We start from the raw sequence: 17,036 nt of genomic DNA, 5'->3' as shown, positions 1-17,036 counted from the left end.
GATCAGCGAAACTGCTGTCCGCCACCGCCAATCGTTAATTGAAAATAGGGGCCGGAAAATGTTGTTTTGGGTGCATCCAACACTGTTCCGTTTTGCAGCTCCCAATTCTTGCTGGTGAGTGCCAGCACATAACCCAGCCGAAATCCCACCAGAAAGCCACTGGCTTCACCCTTTCGATCTGCGGACCTCAAAAAATAATGGCCGCCCAGCCCCAAATTGATCAGAAATGCTCCCGAACTGAGCTGTACGCTTCCCTTCGGTGTGTTCAGAATTTCACTAAATTTTACGGATTGATTTTCTTCTGCAAGATTCAGATTCAATCCGCCGCCCCCAATTCCCAACAGGGGGTAAAGGCCCCCCTTTTGCGCAGAAAAAAGCAGGTAACCCATTTCAAACATCCCGTAACCGCCGGTCAGGGTAATTCTGTTTCCGTTGGCCGTTACACTGGCCTCACTCAAACCGCTGCCCTCACCCCCGATAATCAACCGGTTTATAAAGGCCAGTCCGCCGCCGCCCATCGAAAGAAATCGGTCGGACAATTTTGGGTATCCGGCCGCATGAAGAGCCGCGTTTAAATCGGACAAATCGATTGTGGCCGCGCCCACCATAAAATAGCCCAGTCCCCCGGCTTTTTTCGGTTTTTCTGCTTTCACACTACCGGCTGACAAGATCAGGCTTGAAAATACAAACAGGATTAGAAGAGTCCAGAAAGTGTGCTTTCGTTTCATGATGTGTATCCTCCAATTTTTGTCATTCGATTTTTGTTCTTACCATTATTTGTTCGCAGGATAAATCATTTTTTCAAGAGCTTTGACATATTTTTCGAAACGCGCTCTTCCCTCCGGTGTAATTGAAAATGTGGTGTGCGGCTTTTTGCCCCGAAATGATTTCTCCACAGAAATGAGTCCGGCTCCCTCCAGTTTGGAAAGATGCGTGCTTAAATTGCCGTCCGTTACATGGATTGTTTCTTTCAAATATGTAAAATCCGCGCTCTCAACGGAAATTAAAATCGATAAAATGGCCAATCGCACCGGAGAGTGAATCATCGGATCCAGGGGTTCATTTGTTTGTCGAGGCATGGGCACCTCCACTTTCACCATAGTGCCGGTTCAGCTGAATGCCGGGTAAAAGGTACCCGACGCCAATCAAAAGGATTAAAAGCAATCCGTAATACTGACTGGGCAGAAAAATCATAACAACAGCCCCTATCCACCAAAACGAACCGCTCCATTTGAAAATCGACCAATCGTAGATACTTCCGGTAACAAATGTTCCCACACCGGCTATTGTTGAAATAAGTACCGGAATGAGTTTGTAGGAGTAGAGACCACTCAGGGGAAAAACAAATCCCGTTAAAATGAACGCCACCCCGCAAGCCGTCCAGAGGTTGGCTAATGTTTTACCGGCGTACGTGCGAATGTGCATTTTATTTTTTTTCTTTATCGGGTAAATAATCGAATAGACTATCCCGACTCCCATAAAAACCACCCAGTTTGCCCAGATTAGCTGAAACTCTTTCAAGTAAGCGAGGACATAATTCCCCAGAAGAGCCAGAATAATAAGAACCCCCCACGTAATAAAATAGTCCCCGTAAATCACGGTGGATTTTTTCGTCTTTTCGATCATCTCTCTAATAAATTGAATGTCCTCAACAGCTTGTTCAGATTTCATAACACCTCCTCTATTTTTTACAAAGTACTTTGTATTGCAAAGTTAATATACGAAACATTTTTCAAGTTGTCAAGAAATTTTTCAAGTTTTTTAAGAAAGCTTTGAAAAAATCGGATTTTATTATTTAACTTTTTTTTCAACCCACCCCCTCGCTCCTCCTCCCTTTTTAAGGGAGAGAGAAGGCGGGGAGAGTCAATTACAGAGAAATATTGTGTAAAAGCCTATTTTTCAATTGATTGCAAAGCGATCCCGTATTAATGGCAAATTAATTTTTATCACAAATTGTTGATCTTATTTTGTTACGGGCCATTGCCTGTGTCAGAAATTTTGATTTTTTCAAAGCTTTCTTTAACTAAAATCATTTTTGCTCAGGACGACTTTATTAAGAAACCGATGGGAACGGCCTTTTGTTGGATTTGAAATTTCCGAACTAACTTTCAAAAAAAATTTCAAATGCAAAATTAATATTGATTATTATTATAGAAATTGTTATACTGCTACTAAATTAGCCTGTTGTATTAGCAACATTCCACTCATCTTCATATCATTTTGACAAAGGGAAAAACGGAAAAATGATCAGACACAGATATCGTTTCTTATTCATTGCAGTATTACTGCTAAGTTTTCCCATCCAAAAAGGAAACGCCAATCCAAATGAACAAAATGCCTGTATTACATGCCATACGTTTCTTGGCGGCGATCTTGCAAAACCCGCTTTGGAATGGAAGGGTTCAATCCATCAGCAGAATGGAATAATGTGTGAAGATTGCCATGGCGGGAATCCGGACGTGAAACTTGGAAATATAAAAGATTTAACGGATGAGCGGCGTTCGGCTGTTCAGGCTCTTGCGATGTCACCAGCCGATGGGTTTTCCGGTGTTCCCACAGGGCAGGATATGTTTGATATGTGCGCCCAATGCCATAGTGAATCCGTCAAGCGATATAAAAACAGCATCATGGGCAAAGCGTATCTTGAAAATAAGGGCGGGCCGTCGTGCGTAACCTGTCACAATGCCCACAATAATTCCATGCCATCCGTTCCAAAGGCATGTGAGAGTTGCCACAAAAACACGGAGGGATTCGATCAGATTGACCCGATGAGTGTAACCAAAACGACGATCATTACGCTTTCCAAGATAAAGATAAAAATAGCCAGCGAAAAAACCAGTGGGAAGCCTCCGCTGCTGGCTGAATTTCCGGAAGAACTCGGTTCTTTTCAGATAGGTTTTATCGCATTTGGAGCCATTTTGGTTTTGTTAATCATTGCCTACCTTATTTATTTTGTTCTGGAAAGGAAAAAGTAACATGAGTTTTAGAATTCTACACGAAAGAAGGGCCTCCTTTTCTCCGGCTGCAATGGCCGCAATTATAATCCTTTCCCTTATTATGGCCGGGGTTGCCATCGTATTCGCTTATCTTTTGGTTTCCGGAAAGGGAAGTAATTATTTATTGGGGACCCTTTTATCTTTTGAATTTCTAATTGCAGGAATTAATATTGTCTTGTTTGCAAGATATTTTATACCATTCCGGGAAGTATCAGAGGATCGGGAGGAGGAAATGTTATGGTAGATCAAAAAACCACCGACAACCAGGAAAAGAAGGGAATAACGCGAAGAAAATTCACGATTGGCGTCATCCTGGCTTCTATCGGGGCGGTATTTGTTTCTCTTTTATCCTTGCTCAAAATTTTATCCCCATCCAAAAAGGGGGGTGGTGGCTACGTATCCACCATAAAACAGGGAGACAAACTCATCTATGCAAAAGGCGAACACACGGGATCTTATGTGGATTTTTCATCATTACAAATTGGGGATGCGGTGTTGGCCTACCCCGAAGGCAAAACATCAAACCCTGCAAACCTGGTTCAGCTGATCAAACTGGAAGAAAAAGAATACAAGAAACCCACTCACATTGATCTCACGGACCGAGGTGTTGTGGCCTACAGTGCCATCTGCACCCATCTTGGCTGTATTGTTTCCTGGGTCAAAAACAAAAAACTCCCGGAGACATCTTACACCGAATGCTTTTGTCACAACAGCATATTCGATCCCACAAGCGGTGCAAAGGTGGTTGCCGGGCCTGCACCCATTCCACTCGCACAGATCGGGATCAAAATACAGGATGACGGAACAATGGTATTTACAAGTGATTTTACCGGGCCGATCGGGCCACAGGTATAAGGAGGCAAAGGTTTCAAAATGATCCTTAAATGGCTTGATGAAAGACTGGAACTTAAGAAATTCAACGCGAAGTTCCTGACAAAAACATTTCCGACACACCCCACATTTTTATTCGGAGAGATCGCATTATTTTCATTTATTACGCTTGTCATAACGGGGATCTTCCTGGGATTTCTCTATGAACCCTCTTCAAAAATGGTATCCTTGTTTGGCGCCATGGTTCCATCCGCTTATGCAAGTGTGGTCAGGACGGATCTGCTGCCCATGGGCATGATCATACGGCGCATCCACCATTGGTCGGCGATGATAATGATTGCGGCCATATTGGCACACTTAATGAGAATTTATTTTACGTCTGCCTACAGAAAGCCACGGGAAATCAACTGGCTTATCGGTCTGGGACTCTGGGCGTTGGCCATGTTTGCAGCGTTTACCGGCTACCTGTTGCCCTACAGCAATTTTTCGGTTACGGCCACATCCATTGCCTATTACATTGCGAAGTCTGTACCGTGGATTGGCAACTGGATATCCAGGCTTCTATTCGCCGGGGATTTTCCTTCTCCCTACACGGTACCCCGGTTTTTTTTCATGCACGTTATGCTGATCCCCATACTGCTCTTGGGTCTCATCGGATTGCATATGATCATACTGATCAAACAGAAACACACGGAACCCCTTGCCAATAAGGGCAGGAAGGAATCCGAAGGCGGAAAACAGCTCATCGGAATACCCATCTGGCCCGAACAAATGCTAATTAGTATCGCCTTCTTTTTCTTTTTATTATTTGTGGTTGTCCTGATCGCAACGTATATCCCCCTGAATCCGATCGAAGATTACGGACCGCCTTCCCCGGGAACGCCCGTTATGCGGCCGGACTGGTACTTTCTGGTTGTGTACGGATGCCTGAAATTGCTTCCGGGGGATCTGGCATTTTCCATTTTGGGTGGCAAATTTACACCCGAAACGATTGGCGGGGTTATCTTCCCCGGCTTAACTATTCTTGTCTTTGCTCTCATTCCATTTCTTGACCGGGTAAAGAAACCCCAAAACTACATCGAAAATCCTCTTCATCGGCCATTTATGACGTCATTTGGAATTGGGGGCGGCGTTTTCCTCAGCATGCTCGCCGCTGCAGGCTATATTGATGTGCTGAACATTACCCCCACACGAATGATAATCTACACTGTGGGTGCCAGCCTGGCCGCCTGGAGTATTTCGTATGTCCTGTTGCATCTTTATAATAAGGAAAAAAAGTAGAGGTAAATATGTTAACGACGAAATCCATTTTGAGAGTTATCCTTTTGCTCAGCCTGTTTGGCGGTCCTTTTTTCATGTCGTCCGTCAGTTATTCTTCTGAAAGCAAAACGACAAAAAATAGTTGCGTAAGTTGTCATTCAAAACTTCCGACCAGTAATTTTATTGGAGTGAAGTCGCACAGTTGGACGGGTTCAATCCATCAGAAACACGGCGTCACATGCGATAAATGTCACGGCGGCAATCCTGAAGCCAAAGATAAAACCACTGCACACCGGGGTGTTTTAAGTTCGAGTAATTCAAAAAGCAAGGTTTACTACAAAAACATCCCATCCACCTGCGGGAGTTGCCACGGAGCTGAGTTTTACAAATTTACTCAGAGCTATCATTTCAAGAAACTTGAAGTAACGGGTAAGGGGCCCAACTGTGTAACGTGCCACGGGTCAATGGTAACAACCGTTCTAAATCCGGGCGATATTGCAAATGTTTGTATGAGATGCCATAACGACAGGGCCGGCCTCTTTCCTTATATTCCGCAAAAGGCAAAAGCGGTTTTGCTTCTGCTTAGAGAAAGCAAATCGCTTCTGAAAGCGGATACGAAGCTTTATCACCCAAAGAAAGGATCATCCAACGCGCTTTATTTGCAACAGGCGCAATCTTATCTCTATTCGGCCAAACTGGAATGGCATCGCTTCGACCTGGATGCTATTATTGAACAGATCGAACAAATGGACACATCTCTAAAAAAGCTATCCCCAAGATAGAAGCAATTGAAATTTTCTGATTGGTCAAGGGTCGCCAATTTTAATGGGCATAACCTTCGTGACTTCAGGTCTTTTTGACAAAAATTTGCACATAATGCAGGTTAGACAGTTTACAAGAATTTCTTGAATAATGCCTAAAATTTAAATATATTTAATTGTTAATAATAATTCCCCTCTGAAGAAAGAATGGTTTAATTCTTGCGTACCTGTCTAATGACTCCGGACGTTCTTTGATTTATCAATCACTCCTTCTTTCCAACCGATTCAGAACAAAATATTAGCGGGGTGCATTATGAAAAAACACGTAATTGGCTTTCTGGCCTTATTGTTCCTTTTGGGAACAGTATCGGAAGTCTCTGCTGTGGGCGTCCTCTTCGTAAAGCGTTTTCATTCAACCGAAACCTACCAAAAAGTCTGGATTAAATCCGTCGACGTCACCACAACCATTCGGGATCAAATTGCCTCCACCCACATGGATGAAATATTTCACAATGATATGAACTGGCGCGTGGAAGCATTTTTTGTGTTTCCTCTTCCGGAAAAGGCCGTTGTGACCCGGTTGGTCTACTGGTACAATGGAAAACGCTACGAAGCAGCCATTCGGGAGCGACAGCAAGCGGTTCAGGAATACGAACGGGAAGTTCGACGGCTCCTGGATCCGGCATTACTGGAACATCTGGGAAACAACCTGTTTCGGCTCCGCATTGCACCGGTGGACCCCAACTCGGACATTCGCTTTGAAATTACTTACACGGAACTTTTGTCCTATGATTTCGGCGCGGTCACCTACAAATTCTTCCTGAACACCACGGCCCTTTCTCCCAAACCCCTGGAGCGGGTTAGTTTGTCTATTGACGCCCAAAGTCAATTTTCATACAAAATGTTTCGCTCGCCATCGCACGAAGGATCAACAGCGATAAAAATTGAGAAACTGTCCGATAAGCACTACACAGTCGTTTTTGGAGATGAGAATTTCTACCCGGACCGGGATTTTATTCTGAAATTTGAAACCGTTCGCCAGGGCTTTCAGGTCAATGTGTTGACGTACAAACCGGTTCCCTCCGACTCGTTCGGGATGGATTCCTTTTACGTGCTCTGGATCACCCCTCCCGACAGCCTGGCTCCGGATGAAATCATTCCCAAAAACATCGTGTTTGTTGCGGATGTTTCGGGAAGCATGGAGGGCGAACGCCTGTCACAGCTAAAAGAAGCCATGAATGATTTTCTGGATCACCTCCGGCCGAAAGATCGCTTTAATATCATTTCATTTGGTACCAATGTGGTGCCCTTTCATTCCGACCTGGTACCGGCCACTCCGGAAAACATTTCCGCCGCCCGCACATTTGTTTTCCAATTGTACGCCGTGGGCTTGACAAACATCGATCTGGCACTGAAAACAGCCCTCGGTCAATCCTTTGGTGATTCCACACTGAATACCATTGTTTTTCTGACGGACGGCTACCCCACCTGGGGCGAAATGAACATCGCTAAAATCGTCGAACATGCGCAGGACCGGAACACGGCGGATGCCCATCTCTTCACATTTGGTGTGGGAGACGAGGTCAGCAGAGCCCTTCTGGCGGATCTGGCGTATGGAAACGGCGGTTATCCCACATTTATCACGGCCGATGACAGCATTGCCCTGGTTGTGAGACATCTCTTCGAAAGAATAAGCAAACCGGTTTTAACAAATCTTAAGATTTCCATCGAGGGGCTTCAATGCTGGGATTGGTACCCCAAAACACTGCCGGATCTCTTTTGGGGAAGCCAGGTCCTGGAACTGGGGCGTTACCGGAACGGCGGGCAATTTACAGTCACCCTCCGAGGAAAAATCAAATCGGATTCTCTGCGCTTGAGCCAGACGGCTTTCTTCCCCGACACGTCCGGCGGCGACCGCTTCGTGCCGCGGTTATGGGCCCAAAAGAAAATTAATTACCTGATGGGGCAAATTCAGATCTATGGAGAAAAGGAGGAATTGGTCGATCAGGTGATCGATTTAAGTCTTCGCTACGGCATTCTGACCCCCTACACGGCCTTTATTTCGAACCCAAACAATCCGCCGGGCACGGGGATTTCCGGACAAAAAACCGCATCCCTTCCGAACCGGTTTGCCTTACTGCAGAATTATCCCAATCCGTTTAATCAAAGCACGCAAATCAGTTACGTCATTCCGGAGGGAAGCCAGGCGATTTCCGTTTCTCTGAAGATTTACGATTTAACCGGAAAGCTGATAAAAGTGCTGGTCCACAAGCTCCAAAAACCGGGACTGTACCGCATCGTCTGGAATGGCACGGACCATTCCGGAATAGAAGTGGCCAGCGGTGTTTATCTGGTGGTTTTAGATGCAGGCCCATTTCATCAATCCCGAAAGCTTATTTTGTTGAAATAATTTTGTTCATATTGCCGCAGGTCATTAGCGTCAACCAAAAATAAAATGGAGGAAATTTTATCGATTTATTTGACTTGAACAAATCACAATGGGGGTTTAACTCCGATTCATTCTATCAGGGGAATGTATCATGAAAAACCAAAAATCAGGGAGAGTGCCATGAAACGGTTATTATTCATTTTGATTGCGATTTGGATGATTCCGGCATTCGCACAGGCCGGCGGTCTTATTAAGGTGATGAATCAATCCAAAACCTACCTGACGCCCACGCGCGTGGAAGTCTCAGTTGAAGTAAATAATCAGGTGGCTATTACGGTTGCGCGCCAAACGTTTAAAAACACCACGGGTGATTCTGTGGTTATGAAATACGGATTCCCCATGCCGTTGAAGGCCGTGGTAACCGGTTTCAACTGGGACATGAACGGGAAACATTTTACGGCCCAAATTGTGGGGCAGCCCATGGACACGACGGCCACCAATCCGGGAGGCTATCCCGACTATACCTATTTGGATTACTTTGGAAAAAGTCCCTTCTTTTTTACATTTCTGGATACACTGCCTCCGGATTCGGAATTGGTGGTTCATCTCACCTACATGGAACTCCTCAGCTATAATTCCGGAAAAATGCAATATGATTATCCGCTGGATCTGGGCAATTTTGAAAAACATCCGCTCGATTCCCTGGCATTCTCCGTGACCATTCATTCCCAACGAACCCTGGTGGATGTAAACTTAGAGAATTTTACCCCTCAATCATTGGAGGTGGGAGACACGCTTGCGTCGCTTTTTTATTCGGCAACCTCCTTCAGCCCGAATGAAGATTTAGCGTTTACCTACAAAGTGTCGCAAAAGGAATTGGGTGTGTTTTTATTGAGCATGAAGCCTGACACCAGTGACGGCTACTTTTTAATGCTGGCGGAACCCAACCCGGAGACATCGCAAGGGGAAATTCTTGACAAATATTTCACCTTTGTGATTGACAAATCGGGCAGCATGAAATGGGTAAAAATGCAGCAGGCCAAAGATGCGGCCTCTTACTGTCTGAGGCACTTGAACGAGGCCGATCATTTCAATATTATTTCGTTTAGTGATGGAACATCTGAATTTCGGCAAGAGTTGGTTCCCGCCACTCAAAACAATATTAACAGCGGGGTGGATTTTGTAAATGCTATTCAACCGGGTGGAGGCACCAACATTCATGAGGCCCTGCTTAAAGCGCTCAATCAATCCATGCCGGACACAACGGAAAATATTATTATTTTTCTGACGGATGGCGTGGCCACAGTAGGAACAACGGATTCCCAGCAAATCCTGGACGATGTAAAGGCCGCCAACACCAAAAATGTGCGCTTGTTCGTATTTGGTGTGGGAGCCGATGTGGAACGCTACCTGTTGACGTCCCTGGCGGAACAAAACGACGGCCTGGCACAATATGTAATGGATCAGGGAGATGTGCGGGATCGAATTGCTGCATTTTACAATAAGATTCAAAACCCGCTGCTTCAGAACATTTCGGTGGCTTTTAATGGCGGGGATGTTTACGAGGTTTATCCGGTGCGGATTCCGGATATTTTTGTGGGGGAGCAGTTGGTACTGTTGGGTCGCTACAAAACCCCCGGGGCGGCTACCGTCACTTTGAGCGGCCGCGGGGTTAAGGATTCCCTCACATTCAATTACGATGTGACCTTTTCGGGGGATTCCACCAAAAATCTTTTTATCCCGAAAATGTGGGCCAAAAAGAAAATCGACTATTTGCTGGCTTTGATTGATATCGTGGGTGAAAACAGCAATCAGGGCCAGGAATACAAAAAGGAAATCATTCGCCTGAGTATTCTCTACGGGATTGTAACCAAATACACCAGCTTTCAGCAAACGCAGCCGAATAATCCGCCTGGCACTGAAGTGGAACAAAACTTGACTGAAAATAATTCCCCGCCTGAACAATTCCAGTTGCTGAACAGCTACCCCAATCCATTTATGCCGGAAAACGGCCAATCTTTTACGCACGTGGTGTTTAAAATTTCGGGCGCAAAATCCAGCTATCCGGTTGAGATTCGTATTTATGATGTAACGGGACGGCTCATCCTGGTACTGGTTCAGGCAACCTACCAGCCGGGACACTATGAAGCCATCTGGAATGGCAGGGATCAATGGGGACATCTGGTCAGTTCCGGGGTGTACCTGGTAAAAATGAAAGTGGGGGCTGAAATCCTCAGTACAAAAATTTTAATCATTCGCTAATGGCGCAAAAATAAGCAATTATCGCAAGGCGGGCTTTGAGCCCGCCTTTTTTATTTGAAAATTTTGTAGCATTTTAAATTCAAATTTTTTATTTTAAGAACTAAAATAATAACAATTCTAATTTAACAGAGAAAAAAACAAAAACCGATGATAACCCAGTACCCGGAATTTTCGAAAATAACACTTGACGATCATGCTGTACTTCACGCTTATTTCAGGCAGGTGCAGTCAGGTATTTCTGAATTCACATTTGCAAATATTTACCTGTTCCGCCACACCCACAATTACAAGATTTCCAAAATCAAAGAAGGGTTATTTGTGCTTGCCGGCAACGACGACGGAAAACCCTTTTTTGTACTCCCCACAGAAATTCCCGATCCGGACATTCTCGAGGAGCTTTTTAATACTTTTCATAGCCTGAAATTAGCTTCCGAACAGCAGGCAAAAGACCTTCAAAAAGCCGGCTATTTTATCCGGGAAGATCGGGATAATTTCGATTACCTCTATTCGCGGGAGACCCTGGCAACGCTTTCGGGTCGAAAATTCAGCAAAAAACGAAATCTCATCAAAAATTTTAAGCTCAGTCACACCTGCGACATTCGGCCGCTGCTAAACGAGTATACAGACGACGCGCTACGCGTCCTAAAAGAATGGTGCAATCAACGGGGTCGCGGAACAGATTGTGAGCCGGCCCGGGAGGCTCTGGAAGAAATGGAAACGCTTCAGCTCTGCGGCGCCATTTTCTACATTGAGAATCGGCCCGTGGGGTACACACTGGGAGAAGAACTGCCGGGCGGAAAGACCTATGTGATTCATTTTGAAAAAGCCGTTCCGGGGTTCAAAGGGCTGTATCAATTTATCAATCAATCCTTCGCCGCTCTTCTTCCCGAGCAATACGAATTTATCAACCGCGAACAAGACCTGGGAGACAAAGGGCTCCGGCAGGCCAAATTAAGCTATTACCCGATAGGCTTCGTCAAAAAGTACCGGGTCTACCGCGAGCCTGGCGAAACAGAAAACGTGAATCGAGGAAACCATGACAACCGCTGCAATTGATTTTGATTCAATGGATTTAAGGAATTAAAAAAGGAGAAACACATGGCATCAGATCCCAAACTTTCCATCGGCCAAAAAGCACCGGATTTTTGCTTACCCGATCAGAACAAAGAGGAAGTGTGTTTGCACAACTATCGGGGGAAATGGGTGGTACTCTATTTTTATCCAAAGGATAACACAACCGGCTGTACGACAGAGGCTCTGGATTTTACGGCGCACCTGGACGAATTTAAGGCCGTGAATGCCGAAATTTTGGGCGTGAGTCCCGACTCGCCGCAAAGCCACCTGAAATTCATCACAAAAAAAGACCTTAAACTTCGCCTTTTGAGCGATGGAACCCGCTCCGTTCTTGAAACCTACGGGGTCTGGCAGCTAAAAAAGATGGCCGGCCGGGAATACTACGGCGTGGTTCGAAGCACATTTTTAATCGATCCAAAGGGGACAATCGCTTATACATGGCCAAAGGTTAAGGTTAAAGGCCATGCCGAAGATGTTCTGCGAAAGATCAAAAGCCTGCAAAAGCTCTGAGGAAAGACCCTTTTATCTGTACGCGAATAATGCTCTGGTGAAGCCTTCTGCAGCCCCTCAAAAAAATCAGATTTAGTTGAAATAATCTGATTTTTTTAATATAATTTAAAGTAAATTTAATTTTTTGTCTTCCCCGAAAGTATAAACAATCGTTTCAATGATCCGCAAAACCCAAACCAATTGAAAGGAGCTGATTTGATTGCCTAATCCAAAATATGTTACAAAGATCGAGCAAATTCAATCCCTTAATTTGGAAAAACGCGCCAAGTTACAAAAAGTAAGTCAAAAGTTTGCATTCCGAGCAAATGAGTATTACCTGTCACTGATTAATTGGAATGACCCCGACGATCCCATCAAACGGATTATTATTCCGGACCCAGAAGAGTTAAAGGAATGGGGCGAATTAGACGCCTCAAATGAAAGTACGTATACGGTTGCTCCAGGCCTGGAGCACAAATATACCCACACGGCCTTGCTGCTGGTCACGAACGTATGCGGTGGGTATTGCCGTTTCTGTTTTCGGAAGCGCCTGTTTTTAAATGAAAACGACGAGGTTGCAAGAGATCTTTCAGAGGCTTTGAACTACATTGCCCGCCACACTGAAATCAATAATGTACTCCTTACCGGAGGAGATCCCTTGCTGCTTTCAACCCGAAAATTAGAGGCGATTATCCGCAGCCTCCGGCAAATGAATCATATTCAAATCATTCGCATTGGAACCAAAATCCCGGCATTCAATCCCTACCGGATTCTGAATGATGCATCGTTGATCAGAATGATTTCTGCCTACAGTACCCCGAGAAAAAAAATCTACATTATGACCCACTACAATCACCCAAACGAATTAACCGAACCCTCGATAAAGGCCATTTTCAAACTACAAAAGGCAGGAGCCATCATTGCCAATCAAACGCCCCTGCTGCGCGGAATTAATGACGATCCGGGTATTTTGGCTGAATTGATGGATCAGCTGTCATTCATCGGAGTGCCGCCCTATTATGTTTTTCAGGGGCGTCCCACCCTTGGGAACAAACCCTTTGCAATTCCCGTGGAAGAAGCACTGGAGATTTTCGAAAAGGCAAAAATGATGGGATCCGGTCTGGCCAAACGGGCTCGTTTGGTGATGTCGCATTTTTCGGGGAAAATTGAAATTGTGGGAAAAACCAATGGGTACGTTTATTTTCGATATCACCGTGCCGCAGATCCGGAAAACAGGGGACGTTTCCTCGTTTTTCGCAGCAATCCAAAGGCCTATTGGTTCGACGACTACACCGAAGCCATTGACGAATACACCCTGCCCAATCCTTTTTTGGCAGCTGCTCATGGCGATTGGGACCCCGGGTTCTGACGCTCCGTTTTTTTTGCCGTAACGGCCTGTTCTGTTAAAACACACCCCTGCACGGATTTCAGTGTCCAAACCCCGCAGCAGACCGCGGGGTTTGGAACAAAAGAAGCATTGAACCCATTTAATCAACAAAGAGATGATCTGCTTATTCCTGCCACCAAATCGGGAGCACTCAAAATGAGACTTACATCTATCGGCCTTCTTTTAACCGGATTCCTTCTTTTGGCAAGCTGCCAACAATCCACAAAAGAACCGCTTCTTCCGAGCATTCCAGCCGGGAGTTTTCACTATACAGGATTTGACTCGACCGGCAGAACGGTTGTTACCGGCTGGCTTTCGTTTTCATTCACGGATTCAATTCGGATTTCCGGAAAATGGAATCTGCAAAAAAACGGTAGCATCCCGCGGTTGGGGCCTCAAACGGGTTCCGGCATTCTCAGCGGGAGGGTTCAGAATGGCAAGATTTCAATCAATCTCAATCCCAACCAAATAGACAACAATGTCGATCTTTTTGGAGAATATCATCCCCAACGGTTCAGCGGGAAATGGGTGTACAGCGGATATCCCGGCATATTGAACAGCGGAACCTTTCAGGCCGTACGAAAATAGTTTACATCCGGCCCGTAACCGTTCTCTTAAAATCACGCTTTTCCGGCTCATAATTCTCTGAACCCCGGTAATCTCCGCCTTTTGGCCTGCTGACCTTCTTTACACCGCTACTCGATATCTTCCAGAACGGCAATCAATCGATCCAGATACGTGGGTTTTTCGCCCATCTGCATCCAGTGCTTCATGAACACTCCCCGCATAACCGTAAAATGATCGGCATCCCTTGCCACACCGGGGAGAATTTTGACGGCCGTTTCCGGATCAATGACAAATTTTGACAGAATAAAAGGGGCAGCCGGATTTTCAACCGACAGATAGCGGTACACCTTCTCTGTGGCCTCATTGAGTGATGCCAGCGAACGGGGATTTTTGCCCACACGGTAGAACCCAAGTAAATCCAGGTCGGGTTGACAAACGGGCTGAAAAGACTCCATTTCCAATAAGGCATCGTACAGCGAGCGGGCCGTGTTGTGGCAACGCGTCAGGATCTCCCCGAAGCCACTTTCATTCAACGGGATGAGGCGATGGGTCAACCAAACGGCCGCGGCGGCCGCTCCCGGACGCGACCCTTCCAGGGTAAACATGCCGATATTGGGTTTATCGGTAACATGGTAGGTGTAGGGGGCCGTGTTTAAAATAACCTGGCGCAAGGCTTCGTCCTTAAAAAGTACCGATCCCGCACCATACCCAACCAGCCCGTGTTTGTGGGGATCAATTGTAATGGAATCGGCTTCCCCCAAACGGGCCAACTGCCGGTAAACATAGTCAGAAACGGCCATTTCGCTTTCGTCGAATGGTTTCAACCGATTATCCCGATCCAGAATAAGCGACCGGTAATAGCCGCCGTAAGCCGCATCCACGTGGAGATGAAATCCATATCGATCGCGAAGCTCCAGGATTTCATCCAGAGGATCGACGGCACCAATCCCGGTTGTCCCGAGGTTTGCCATCACCATCATCACGGGGCCCGAACCCAATTCCCTTTTGAGGGCATCCAGGTCCATTCTGTAGTGGGCATCAACCGGCAATTCTGCAATGGCATCGACTTTTAGGATCGACGCAATGCGCTTCCACGAGTAATGCGACCCCTTTGTAAAAATCAATTTTCCGGGCTTCCGCGCGTCCCGGACGGCCCAGAGCGCCTCCATGTTTGCCAGAGACCCGCCGCTGGTCAAGTGGCCCCATCCCTTCTCAAAACCAACCATCGCCAGAAGCTGTTCAACCACCTCCATTTCCATTTGCGTGGTCACCGGGCCCCCCTCGTAAGCGTGATTGTTGGGATTGCTCAGCAATGTGTAAAAATAGGCTAAAATTGCAGGAAGAGAAGGATCTTTCAGCATTTGCGCGGCATAACGTACGGATGGAAAGGGGAGATTTTGATCCATTCGTTTCATGAATTCGGCCCAGGCCGAACGAAGCTCTTCGCGATTCCGGCTCTCAGAGAGATCTGCCGGTCTACCCGACGCAAAACCGGAGGCATCATCTTCCGGATACCGTTCCTTCCGCCACTTTCGGTGATGCTCCAGCCCTTCCGTAAGCAGCTCCAACAAAAGTCCCGTATTTTCACCCATCGGGCCCACAAAATAGTCCCATAAAAATGATTTTTCGCTCATGGTTGTTCCCTTTTTTATTTTAGAAGGTTTCGCACCGGCACCAATTCGTAGCCCTTTGCGCGCAACGAATCAATAATTTCCGGGAGTTTTTCGTAGGGAAAGTCCTGTTTTCGGTAACTCGCCAGGTGCATTAAAACAATGGCTCCATTTGCCCGTCCGCCGGGTTCGGAAGCAAATTTTAAAATTTTCTGTTTAATGGCCTCACCGCTTTGATATCCGGGATCCCCGGGTTGGGCCACCCAGTCGCGCGTGTCCATATTTTCCTTTTGGTCTCTGCCAATGGTCCAATCCACCTCACGATAGCCCAATTCAGCCGCCCACCGCCGGATTTCAGAATTTGACTCCCCGTAAGGTGCCCGCCAGAAGGGGGCCATTTTCCGGCCGGTGACCGCTTTAAATATCTCTGCCGTTTGTTTCAATTCATTTTGAAATCGTTCTTTGGTCAGCCCCGGCAGCGTTTCGTGGCGCCGATTGCGGACGTACGTGGTCAGATGCGGATGATGGAAGGTATGATTTCCGATTTCATGTCCTTCCCGAACCATTCGCCGAACCGTTTCGGGAAACCGTTGGATGAATTCCCCCGTAAGAAACAGGGTGCAGTGCACCTCTTTTTCGTGAAGAATGTCCAAAATCCTGTCCGTAATATTGTTCGATGACCCCCCATCAAAGGTAAGGGCTATTTTTTTCTGATGTGGATTTCCTTTTCGGATGGGTCTGGAACGGAAAAGAAGATCTGGCGGAGCAAAATGCAGATCCAAATCCTCAACCGCCCGAACTCTCCCGCGTGACGTGATTTCCTTTACCCGAAGACGGGAATTCTTTCTGGAGAGGGGAACTCTCTTAAACGTGAAAGTTCCCTGATCCGCAAGCGTAACTGCCATCAGTTTACCCCCTTGTTCCAAAAGAATGATAGAACCGTCGTCTGCCATTCCGCTGACGGTAATCTTATTGGAAAAAAGGGTCGTTCCCGGGGACGGTTTCCGGATGATCAGATGTCCCGCTTCCGAGCGGGACAGATTAGAAGTGTGCTTTTCTGCGATCAACCGGGACACGTGCTTTTCCAGCCGATCGATTTTCTGAAAAAGCTGATGATTTTGCCAGAAGAGAACCGCCAACAGCAGGATAGCCAACACCCCAAAAGGAAAGGCGCTGTTTGAGAAGAACCGGGGAGTTCCTTGCTTGATTTTGAGTTTTAGATGTCCCCAGAATTCCATCAATAAAAATCGGTACCAGCATGTTTTGCTGCAAAAAATGTGATGCGACAAAACCATCTGGCAGTCTTTGCAAACGGGCTTGTGACAATAATAGCAATGCCGGGTTGTGTACCGATCAGGATGATGGATGCAAACATCCAGATTTTTGGGCATTTAGGACCTCATCTCAACA

Annotated in this window: 15 protein-coding genes; 10 read left to right on the top strand and 5 right to left on the bottom strand. The window is 46.3% G+C overall.

The window, feature by feature from the left end:
• Positions 1–2 precede the first annotated feature (2 nt).
• Genes GXO76_04455 through GXO76_04445 form a run of 3 tightly spaced genes read right to left on the bottom strand, consistent with a single transcriptional unit; the run spans position 3 to position 1,671 of the window.
• Complete coding sequence (locus tag GXO76_04455; protein ID NOY77102.1) at positions 3–728, bottom strand: hypothetical protein; 726 nt, start codon at positions 726–728, stop codon at positions 3–5.
• Between the two features lie 45 nt (positions 729–773).
• Complete coding sequence (locus GXO76_04450) at positions 774–1,079, bottom strand: transcriptional regulator (protein ID NOY77101.1); 306 nt, start codon at positions 1,077–1,079, stop codon at positions 774–776.
• Positions 1,060–1,671 (bottom strand): hypothetical protein, encoded by a 612-nt coding sequence (locus GXO76_04445; protein NOY77100.1) that lies wholly within the window; start codon positions 1,669–1,671, stop codon positions 1,060–1,062. The genes GXO76_04450 and GXO76_04445 overlap by 20 nt, the downstream gene beginning before the upstream one ends.
• A gap of 572 nt (positions 1,672–2,243) precedes the next feature.
• On the opposite strand from GXO76_04445, the gene GXO76_04440 reads away from it, so the two are divergent.
• From GXO76_04440 to GXO76_04395, 10 genes are all read left to right on the top strand, one after another.
• On the top strand, positions 2,244–2,975 hold the full coding sequence (locus GXO76_04440; protein NOY77099.1) for a hypothetical protein: 732 nt from the start codon (positions 2,244–2,246) through the stop codon (positions 2,973–2,975).
• Positions 2,976–3,233: 258 nt separating this feature from the next.
• The gene (locus GXO76_04435) at positions 3,234–3,851 is read left to right on the top strand and encodes a Rieske 2Fe-2S domain-containing protein (GenBank protein NOY77098.1); all 618 of its coding nucleotides are present in this window, start codon (positions 3,234–3,236) and stop codon (positions 3,849–3,851) included.
• A gap of 18 nt (positions 3,852–3,869) precedes the next feature.
• Positions 3,870–5,108, top strand: a complete 1,239-nt coding sequence (locus tag GXO76_04430) for a cytochrome bc complex cytochrome b subunit (protein NOY77097.1) — start codon at positions 3,870–3,872, stop codon at positions 5,106–5,108.
• Between the two features lie 167 nt (positions 5,109–5,275).
• Entirely contained in the window at positions 5,276–5,869 is a 594-nt protein-coding gene (locus GXO76_04425; protein ID NOY77096.1) for a hypothetical protein, read from the top strand.
• A gap of 292 nt (positions 5,870–6,161) precedes the next feature.
• A complete protein-coding gene (locus GXO76_04420; protein ID NOY77095.1) occupies positions 6,162–8,258 on the top strand; it encodes a VWA domain-containing protein in 2,097 nt (698 codons plus the stop codon).
• Between the two features lie 159 nt (positions 8,259–8,417).
• Positions 8,418–10,499, top strand: coding sequence for a VWA domain-containing protein (locus GXO76_04415; GenBank protein NOY77094.1), 2,082 nt, complete (start codon positions 8,418–8,420; stop codon positions 10,497–10,499).
• A gap of 147 nt (positions 10,500–10,646) precedes the next feature.
• Entirely contained in the window at positions 10,647–11,555 is a 909-nt protein-coding gene (locus GXO76_04410) for a DUF2156 domain-containing protein (GenBank protein ID NOY77093.1), read from the top strand.
• 42 nt (positions 11,556–11,597) lie between these two features.
• Entirely contained in the window at positions 11,598–12,083 is a 486-nt protein-coding gene (bcp, locus tag GXO76_04405; protein ID NOY77092.1) for a thioredoxin-dependent thiol peroxidase, read from the top strand.
• Between the two features lie 199 nt (positions 12,084–12,282).
• Positions 12,283–13,431 (top strand): KamA family radical SAM protein, encoded by a 1,149-nt coding sequence (locus GXO76_04400; GenBank protein NOY77091.1) that lies wholly within the window; start codon positions 12,283–12,285, stop codon positions 13,429–13,431.
• A gap of 174 nt (positions 13,432–13,605) precedes the next feature.
• Positions 13,606–14,037 carry a hypothetical protein gene (locus tag GXO76_04395; protein NOY77090.1) on the top strand — a complete coding sequence of 144 codons (432 nt, stop codon included), beginning with the start codon at positions 13,606–13,608 and terminating at the stop codon, positions 14,035–14,037.
• 107 nt (positions 14,038–14,144) lie between these two features.
• Here the strand turns inward: GXO76_04395 and GXO76_04390 are convergent, their stop codons facing one another.
• Positions 14,145–15,650 (bottom strand): hypothetical protein, encoded by a 1,506-nt coding sequence (locus GXO76_04390; GenBank protein NOY77089.1) that lies wholly within the window; start codon positions 15,648–15,650, stop codon positions 14,145–14,147.
• Positions 15,651–15,664: 14 nt separating this feature from the next.
• On the bottom strand, positions 15,665–17,017 hold the full coding sequence (locus tag GXO76_04385) for a polysaccharide deacetylase family protein (GenBank protein ID NOY77088.1): 1,353 nt from the start codon (positions 17,015–17,017) through the stop codon (positions 15,665–15,667).
• Positions 17,018–17,036: the final 19 nt, after the last annotated feature.

It is taken from the genome of Calditrichota bacterium (assembly GCA_013151735.1).
In the GTDB taxonomy this organism is placed as follows: Bacteria; Zhuqueibacterota; JdFR-76; order JdFR-76; family BMS3Abin05; genus BMS3Abin05.
This window is presented reverse-complemented; position numbering and strand designations above follow the sequence as displayed.